General features: G+C 52.2%; 3 protein-coding genes. All 3 read left to right on the forward strand.

All coding sequences use genetic code 11. The features are described from left to right. A partial coding sequence (locus FYC48_RS28500; RefSeq protein ID WP_235034385.1) for a hypothetical protein occupies positions 1–205 on the forward strand: 205 nt, incomplete at its 5' end. A 507-nt stretch (positions 206–712) separates the two neighbouring features. Further along, on the forward strand, positions 713–1,168 hold the full coding sequence (locus tag FYC48_RS23140) for a hypothetical protein (RefSeq protein ID WP_149499175.1): 456 nt from the start codon (positions 713–715) through the stop codon (positions 1,166–1,168). Positions 1,169–1,274: 106 nt separating this feature from the next. Then, on the forward strand, positions 1,275–1,805 hold the full coding sequence (locus FYC48_RS23145; RefSeq protein ID WP_149499176.1) for a hypothetical protein: 531 nt from the start codon (positions 1,275–1,277) through the stop codon (positions 1,803–1,805). The last annotated feature ends 130 nt before the right edge of the window (positions 1,806–1,935 follow it).

Consider the following 1,935-nt stretch of genomic DNA (forward strand, 5'->3'; position numbering starts at 1 on the left):
CGAACCATGTGGTGAACGGGAGTCGCGGGCGCTGTTGTTTCCTCAGTTCACGATTTTTGGCCGCGACCCCGTTATCACCAACGTTCGTCGTGCTAAGTCACGTTCGTTGGTTCATTCACCTTCGCCAGCGGATCAGATCCGACGCCTGTCGTTGTGGCTGGAACATGGCCCATCGCTTCGTGACGCGACCTCTGTTTCCTGTTGATCGCACTTGATGTCGCGGTTTGATAGATCATCTTTTCCAATCGGATGATGGCTTGGTTGTTCGCAACGCATGTAACTTTCGTCGTGCCGGATGCCTCACGTAGGGGCCCATTGATTGGCAACGGAACAGTAGTCGCCTGTTGATCGTACCTGATGTTGCGGTTTGGTTGTCACTCCTGGCTTACCGTATTGATTCACGTACCGGCCCATCCATTGGCCACGGAACCTCTGTCGCCAGTTGATCGTATTGGTGATCACGGTTTGATATCGGAATCCCGCTTGACATTGACACCCATCACCATGCAAGGATTGCTACAATAGATTACGACCGTCCAACTTCTAGCCGGCGGCAATCGTAGCCTGACGAACCATGTGATGAACGGGAGTCGCGCACGCTGCTGTTTCCTGAGTTTACGATGTTTGGCCGCGACCCCGTTATCACCAACGTTCCGCCAATCCTCGACCAACTTCTGCTACTGATATGCTATCTTCTACGCATCATCGTTGGATGATTTCTGGCGTTTTTGGATGCGCGTTGATTGCAGGCGGATGCGTTAGATCAACGCCAGACACATCAGCTGATTTCGAATCTTTCAAGGAAGTGTTTGCCGCGTACAATGCTGCCTCGGAAGCAGCTGTTGCCGCGGCGAAAGCATTGCCAGATGCATCGCGGAATGAACGCAATGCCAAGTCGCTTCAAGTTCATTACGCAATGCTGACCCCGGCGCTGGACGAATTTGTTACTCGAACGCATGATATCGACCCGGCACTCGAAGCAGATGTACTGCGGTGGCACAAGCTCGTTTCCGAATTGAATAAACTGCTTTCGCAGATCGTCGATTCCGAGGACTATAATGGGCTAGACGATGAACGATCGCGCGTGAATCAATTGCTGGTTTCGGAAGAAGCTGTGAGCGGAAGAATCGCTCAGCATTTCTCTGAATATTCAGGTCTATTGCGTTAGGCGGAACCATGCCGTGCACGCGAAGGACGGGAGTCGACGGTTTTGAAGTGGTAAGTTTTTCGCCCGTCCTCGGTGACGGCCGGCGTTATCCGAATTCAGAATTCACATGGCAATTGCTGGCAACGAGTACCAATTCCGACGTTCATTCAAGCAGAAATGGAAGTGGCCGACGTTGTCGTTTACTGAACAGGGAACCCGTTTGAAGATAGGAACTGTTTGCGATTTACTCTACGAGATTTCGCCCCAGCACGCAGCGATGCTGCTTTGGAAGAACGGCGGCGTTCCCGGATCAAGTTGGTACGAAAACAAGGATGTGTGTATCGAAGTCCATCGCTTTCTCGGAATTCAAACCGGCGAATTTTGGGAACTTACTGATACTATCCTGCGATACCGCGACTTCCTTCCCAGATTCTCCATTCCCGTCGCTCTAGTGGAAGAACCATTGGGCGATACGGCTTTCTTGCTGAACTTCCCTGGACGCGACGAACGACTTTGGCTTTACACATGGAATCACGAAACAATCCCGGAGGATCCGGATGATCCTACACGACTTCATGAGGTCGCTCCGACACTCAAAAAGTTCGTCGACAAGTTGCGCGCGACACACCGTGGATCTAGAACGGAGTTTGTCGGATAACAATCGGATGCACGACGAGTCGCCGAGTCGTGGTTATTGAAGTGGAGGATCGCTCGCGGCGACCGCGTGATCCGTGACGACTATGAAGTCCGAGTTGTGCAAGTGGCGGGGCCGCCGTTTTGTTGGTTTT

Source organism: Roseiconus lacunae, from assembly GCF_008312935.1.
Taxonomy (GTDB): Bacteria; Planctomycetota; Planctomycetia; order Pirellulales; family Pirellulaceae; genus Stieleria; species Stieleria lacunae.